6 protein-coding genes are annotated in these 5959 nt (G+C 63.2%); 2 read left to right on the top strand and 4 right to left on the bottom strand.

Annotated features, from left to right (window positions below; genetic code table 11):
• The first annotated feature begins 550 nt into the window (after nt 1-550).
• On the top strand, nt 551-880 hold the full coding sequence (locus Q0602_RS03770) for a DUF1127 domain-containing protein (RefSeq protein WP_298839197.1): 330 nt from the start codon (nt 551-553) through the stop codon (nt 878-880).
• Between the two features lie 96 nt (nt 881-976).
• Here the strand turns inward: Q0602_RS03770 and Q0602_RS03765 are convergent, their stop codons facing one another.
• The 4 genes from Q0602_RS03765 to Q0602_RS03750 form a co-directional block, all read right to left on the bottom strand.
• Nucleotides 977-1774 (bottom strand): HpcH/HpaI aldolase/citrate lyase family protein, encoded by a 798-nt coding sequence (locus Q0602_RS03765; RefSeq protein ID WP_149436290.1) that lies wholly within the window; start codon nt 1772-1774, stop codon nt 977-979.
• Nucleotides 1775-1875: 101 nt separating this feature from the next.
• Complete coding sequence (locus Q0602_RS03760) at nt 1876-2853, bottom strand: tripartite tricarboxylate transporter substrate binding protein (RefSeq protein ID WP_298839193.1); 978 nt, start codon at nt 2851-2853, stop codon at nt 1876-1878.
• Between the two features lie 222 nt (nt 2854-3075).
• Nucleotides 3076-3591, bottom strand: coding sequence for an invasion associated locus B family protein (locus Q0602_RS03755; protein WP_298839189.1), 516 nt, complete (start codon nt 3589-3591; stop codon nt 3076-3078).
• Nucleotides 3592-3674: 83 nt separating this feature from the next.
• Nucleotides 3675-4160 carry an Lrp/AsnC family transcriptional regulator gene (locus tag Q0602_RS03750; RefSeq protein WP_298839186.1) on the bottom strand — a complete coding sequence of 162 codons (486 nt, stop codon included), beginning with the start codon at nt 4158-4160 and terminating at the stop codon, nt 3675-3677.
• Nucleotides 4161-4416: 256 nt separating this feature from the next.
• Here Q0602_RS03750 and Q0602_RS03745 point away from each other — a divergent pair.
• Nucleotides 4417-5959 (top strand): 2-isopropylmalate synthase (locus Q0602_RS03745; protein WP_298839183.1); only part of this gene is annotated, 1543 nt, incomplete at its 3' end.

Genomic DNA, 5959 nt, shown 5'->3' with positions numbered 1-5959 from the left:
CCGGCAGCGTGGGAACGCAAATCAACACCTATGCCTGAAGCCTGCGCCCGGCTGGCGCTACCCAGCGCTAGCCGGGCGTTTGAAGGGCTGCCGAACCGTCGCGTTTCCGATCGGTGCCGGCGTGCCAGGCCACACCTGCACGCTTTACCCCGGTAACCACCTCGCTTTTCCCGTCGTGAGCTTCCATCCCGGCGCGACTCGAAGAATCTTGACCTATTTCCATTTTGCCGGTTGACGCCGGCAGATGCCTCGTTTTTAATCAAAATGACCGGAGGGAATAAGTTTATTGCTTTCGGTAATTCGATAGCGGATGACGTTATCGAAGACTTCTCATCAACTTTCGGAAATCGTGATGAATTCCCATCGCCTGGCCTGTTCACCGTTCTCCAATATCGCGCGCCTGCGCGGTATGCGAGCACGCTGTCGGTCGCGCGTCCTGGGGTGAATTTCATCATCGGCCGCGACACCCATCGCGGCCGAAAGACGACGAAAGTCCACTCCTTTTTACCGCGATTCGTGTCCGGCCTCCGCCGATCTGGAGATCGGATCAATGAAAATTTCAAATTCTTTCAATGCGTTATTGAAGCGTTTCGCGGCGAGTCGTCAGTGCCGGCGTGATTTGAGGGCCTTGAGGGGGTTGAACGACCATATGCTCGAGGACATCGGTCTGCGCCGGGAGGAGAACCAGATCGTTTCGGCTTTCCCGGTCTTCAATGAAAAAACGACGGTGGGAAGGGGTCGTGTTTTCAGCGAGTCCGAGCAGACCGCGAACTACCGAGAGACGGCGGACATGACTCGTGCAGTGGAAGCGATGCCGGGCGTCGAATCCCTCGCGGACAAGACCGTGATATGTCGATATTGCGGAGAACAGTTGGCTTAGCCAAGCCCCGGCCACAGGATGTGGCCGGGGCTTTTTCGATGCCTCGATGCCTCGATGCTTCGATGCCGTTGCCAACTCACGATCGAGTGGCGGGTTTCAGTACCCGAGGCTCGATTTCGGTTTTGGCGTCTCGGGTTTATAGCGCGAAATCGTCTCGATGGCGGCCTGACGTAGCAGCGAGATATCGATTCCCACGGCGATGAAGTCGAAGCCCCATTGCGCGTAGCGTCTGGCGTCTGCCTCGGCGGGGGCCAGGATGCCGGCGGCCTTGCCGGCGGCGTGGGTCGCCTCGAGGGTATGGCGAATCATCGCCTGCACGTCGGGATGGTTCGGATTGCCGGCGTGGCCGACCCCGGTGGACAGATCCACCGGCCCGACGAAGATGGCATCGACGCCCTCGGTCGCCGCTATCGCTTCGGCATTGTCGACGCCGGTCCGCGACTCCACCTGGACTATCAGGCAAAGCTCCTCATGAGCCCGGGCCAGGTAATCCTCGACGCTATCCCACCGCGTGGCGCGGGTCAGGCCCCCACCGACGCCCCGGAATCCGTGTGGCGGGTAGCGGGTCGCGGCGACCAGTCTGGCGGCCTGCTCGGCGGTATCGACCATCGGGATCATCAACGTCTGGGTGCCGACATCGAGCAGCTGCTTGATCAGGGCGGGGTCGTGGTTGACGGTACGCACGACCGGTGCACTGGCGTAGGGGGCCACGGCCTGCAACTGCGACAGAATGGAGGGAACCGTGTTGGGCGCGTGTTCACCGTCGATCAGCAGCCAGTCGAACCCCGCAGTGGCGAGAATCTCGGTGGCATAGCCGGTACCGAAACCGGCCCAGCAGCCGTAGCGCGTATTGCCGTCGAGCGAGCGGTTGAATGGATTCCGTGGCAGCTCCATGCAGGTCACCTCTTGGGTATCTGAGACGGGAAATGAGAACGAGCCGGTATCGTCACGACGCCGGCCCGATCGGGTATCGAGAGCAGGGTGCGGGATATCCCTTAATGAGTCAGGCCCATCTCGCCCATGATCTTGCCAAATTTCTGGTCATCTTCGGCCATCAACTGCGCGAAGCCATCGGCGTCTCGCCACACCACGCCGTAACCTTGCTTGGCCATGAAGTTTTGATAGGCATCGCTGTCGTAGGCTTTCTTGAGCGCCTCCTCGAGCGTGGCCACGATATCCTCGCTCATGCCCTTGGGACCGACGATGCCGCGCCACGCCCCCAGCGTGAAATCGCTGCCGATCTGTTCCTTGAAGGTCGGGACATCGGGAAAGCCCTCGAGTCGCTCGGGCGTCATGACGCCGAGGCTCTGGAGCTCGCCGGCATCGATCATCGATCGCGCCTCGGGAAGCGACGACGCCACCAGGTCGATGCTGTCGGAGGCCAGCTCGGTCATGGCCGGCGCGGAGCCCTGGCTGGGAATCCAGGTGATCTTGCCGGCGGCGATGCCCTGGTCCATCAGGAAGCCGTTGAGCGCGACGTGCCAGATGCCGCCCAGGCCAGTGCCCGACGCCGTATAGGTGCCTTGCGGGTCGTCCTTGACCTTCGTCACGAAGTCTTCGAGGTTCTCGAACGGGGAGTCGTCGGCAACCGAGAGACTGGCGGAGTCGAAATTGACCTGAGCGATGGGGGTGAAGTCCTGGTAGGTGAGATCGGTCAGCCCCTGCCAGTGCATCATCGCCACCTCGACGGTGGCCAGGCCCAGGGTGTAGCCATCCGGCTTGGCGTTGGCGATCGCCGTATGGCCGACCACGCCACTACCCCCGGTACGGTTCTGCACGTTGATCGTCTGCCCGAGCTGTTGTTCCAGCGACGAGGCGATGATGCGCGCCGTGGCGTCGGTGCCCCCGCCGGCTGCCCAGGGGACGATCAGGGTGATCGGCTTTTCGGGATAGTCCGCCCATGCCAGCGGCGAGGCCAGGACGGCGGCGGACAGCAGCAGGCCGAGATGGCGGGGCGCGCTTGATCGTTTCATGGTGACCTCGCTAGGCGTGTCTTGTGGTTTTCAGGATGAACGGGTTTTCAAGATGAACTTTGCATGCAAAGTCTTAACCCGGCGTTACGCTCTCCACAATTGCGCAATCGTCTAATGGGGGGAAGTCGACCAGCGCCGACGCTGCGCCGTCGGGACCGGACCGTCGCTGCGGCCAGGACAGGCCCGGCGCGGGGCGCCGGGCCTGGCATCTGGCGGGGCCCTTTACTGCGAGGCGATGCGCTGGCTGGCGCTGGTGAAGCCCATCAGCGACAGGTCCATGTCGAGCCGCTTGCCGTCGGGGGCGATGGCGCTGACGGTGGCCTGGTTGCCGCCGCGCAGCTGGGCGAGCAGCTGCGGCGACAGCGCCAGATTGGCGCGGCAGCCTTGTTGCAGGCAGACCTGATAGGGCATGCCCACCGGTTCGTTGTCGTCCACCTGCAGCTGGATACCCGGCGCCAGACGCACGCCCAGCGGCAGCAGGAAGACCATGACCGGACCGTCGGCCTGGGCCGGAAGTCCGACCATGGCGCGCATCAGCGGCTCGTCGCTGTCCGGGTTGCTGACCATCTGGCTCATCACGCAGCTCTGGCGCTCACCGCCCTTGGGACAGCGCACTTCCCAGGACTGGAATTGCTCGGTATCGACCTGTGGTTCGTTCGGCTGCTGAGCCTGCGCCGGCGTCAGGATGGCGGCGGCCAGCGGCAGCAGCGAGGCGAGCAGGGTACGGCGAAAAGGCATGGCATTTTCCTGTGTTGTGATCGGTCGCGCGTCGTCGTGCATGAGTATGGTCCAATTCGCGCGGTGTGGGGCGGTCCTGTCGGTCAGAGCTCCACCGGCACGCCGCGATTTTCGAACACTGGACGCAGCACGAAGTTGGAGTGGACGCCGGAGACGCCCTCGATCGGCGTGATGTGCTGCAGCAGAAGCTGCTGATAGCCGTCCATGTCCTCGACCCGGATCTTGAGCTGATAGTCGACCTCCTGGCCGGTGATCATCAGGCACTCCTGTACCTGGGGCAGCGCCGCCACTTGGCGCTCGAAGTTGGCGAAGCGCTCGGGGGTGTGGCGATCCATGGAGATGTGCACCAGCGCCATCAGCCGATAACCCAGCTGCCGCGCGTCGACCAGGGCGCGGTAACCGAGGATCAGGCCATTCTCCTCCAGCGCGCGCAGACGGCGCAGGCAGGGCGACGGCGAGAGCCCGATGCGCTCGGCCAGTTCCTGGTTGCTGATCCGGCCTTCCTGCTGGATCAGTTCGAGGATGCGTCGGTCGTAGCGATCGAGTGCAAGGGGTTGTGGGACTTTCATTGGCAATATCTGCCTGTAAGTTTTTACGGGTTGGCAGATTATGCCATCAAGTGGCGAAAAAGATCGATCTTCGCAATGTCCTGTCGGCTCAAAAGCCTTACACTGTTTCTGCTGCCACAAGCAGCTTCGGGCCGGCCTCCACATCCGGGGGCCGGCCCTCGTGTCCGCCGCGATCCGCGGTGGCTCAACAGCGGGGCTCGCTCCAGCGGCGCGCCCTAGGATCCTTCGGCTCTTTCACCTCGTCAGGATGGTTGCCATGTCTGCTTTCGATCATCGCGCCTTTGATCACAGAAAATACCGCCCGGCTCCCCGGGTCCCCGCCTTCGACCGCCAGTGGCCGGATCGTGATCTCGATCACGCGCCGATCTGGGTGAGCGAAGACCTGCGCGATGGCAATCAGGCGCTACTGGAACCGATGAGCGTCGAGCAGAAGAAGCGATTCTGGCACCAGATCGTCAAGGTGGGCATCAAGGAGGTGATGGTCGGATTCCCCTCGGCGAGCCAGCCCGACTACGATTTCGTGCGCTGGTTGATCGAGGATGGCCAGATTCCCGACGACGTGACCATCGCCGTGCTGGTGCAGTGTCGCGAGCACCTCATCGAGAAGACCTTCGAGTCGCTGGTCGGTGCCAAGCGCGCCATCGTCCACCTCTACAACTCCACCTCGACGGTCCAGCGCGAGCGGGTGTTCGAGATGGATCGCGATGGCATCGTCGACATCGCGGTGCAGGGCGCCACCTGGGTCAAGACCTACGCCGAGCGCTATCCGGAAGTGGAGTGGCGGTTCGAATACACGCCCGAAAGCTTCTCCAGCACGGAAATCGACTTCTCGCTGCGGATCTGCGAAGCGGTCATGGACGTCTGGCAGCCGACACCCGACAACAAGTGCATCCTCAACCTGCCGACCACGGTGGAAGTGGCGGGGCCGCATCATCACGCCGATCAGATCGAGTACTTCTGCCAGCACATCAGGGATCGCGACAGCGTCATCATCTCGATTCACACCCACAACGATCGCGGCGGGGCGGTGGCCTCCGCGGAGCTGGCCTTGCTGGCCGGGGCCGAGCGCGTCGAGGGCACGCTGCTGGGCAACGGCGAGCGCACCGGCAACATGGACATCGTCACGCTGGCGATGAACCTCTACAGCCAGGGGATCGATCCGGAACTCGACCTGTCGCGGCCGGACGAGATCATCGAAGTGGTCAACGAGTGCACCAACATCCCGATTCACCCGCGCCACCCCTGGGTCGGCGAGATGGTCTACACCGCCTTCTCGGGCAGCCATCAGGACGCGATCCGCAAGTCGCTCAAGAAGCAGCGGCCGGACGAGCCGTGGCAGGTCGCTTATCTGCCCATCGATCCGCATGACATCGGTCGCGACTATCAGGCGGTGATTCGGGTCAACAGCCAATCCGGCAAGGGCGGCATGGCGTTCCTGCTCGAGCGCGACTACGGCATCAGCCTGCCGCGCTGGATGATGCTGGCGCTGGCGCCCCACGTGCAGCAGGAGAGCGAGAAGCGGGCCAGCGAACTCTCCAGCGAGATCATTCGCCAGGTGATGTTCGATCGGTTCACCTGCGAGTCACCGCTGTCGCTGGCCGACTATCGTCTTTCCAAAGGGCAGGACGAAGGCATCGAGGTGACCCTGTGGCAGGGCGCCGAGACGCTGCGTCTCGCCGGCAAGGGCAACGGCGCGATGTCCTCCTTCACTGATGCGTGGCAGAAGCATTCCGGCGTCAGCGTCGGCATCATCGACTACGCGGAGCACTCGCTGGGTGGCGACAGCGAGGCCAACGCCA

This window comes from uncultured Salinicola sp., from assembly GCF_937921195.1.
Lineage (GTDB): Bacteria > Pseudomonadota > Gammaproteobacteria > Pseudomonadales > Halomonadaceae > Salinicola.
Note: the sequence above shows the minus strand (reverse complement) of the source record. Positions and strands in the feature narration are given on the sequence as shown.

What these genes read in the sequence shown, in the direction of transcription:
- Q0602_RS03750 (WP_298839186.1), bottom strand. Translation starts at nt 4,160, where the DNA reads ATGAAAGTCCCACAACCCCTTGCACTCGATCGCTACGACCGACGCATC.
- Q0602_RS03770 (WP_298839197.1), top strand. Translation starts at nt 551, where the DNA reads ATGAAAATTTCAAATTCTTTCAATGCGTTATTGAAGCGTTTCGCGGCG.
- Q0602_RS03755 (WP_298839189.1), bottom strand. Translation starts at nt 3,591, where the DNA reads ATGCCTTTTCGCCGTACCCTGCTCGCCTCGCTGCTGCCGCTGGCCGCC.
- Q0602_RS03765 (WP_149436290.1), bottom strand. Translation starts at nt 1,774, where the DNA reads ATGGAGCTGCCACGGAATCCATTCAACCGCTCGCTCGACGGCAATACG.
- Q0602_RS03760 (WP_298839193.1), bottom strand. Translation starts at nt 2,853, where the DNA reads ATGAAACGATCAAGCGCGCCCCGCCATCTCGGCCTGCTGCTGTCCGCC.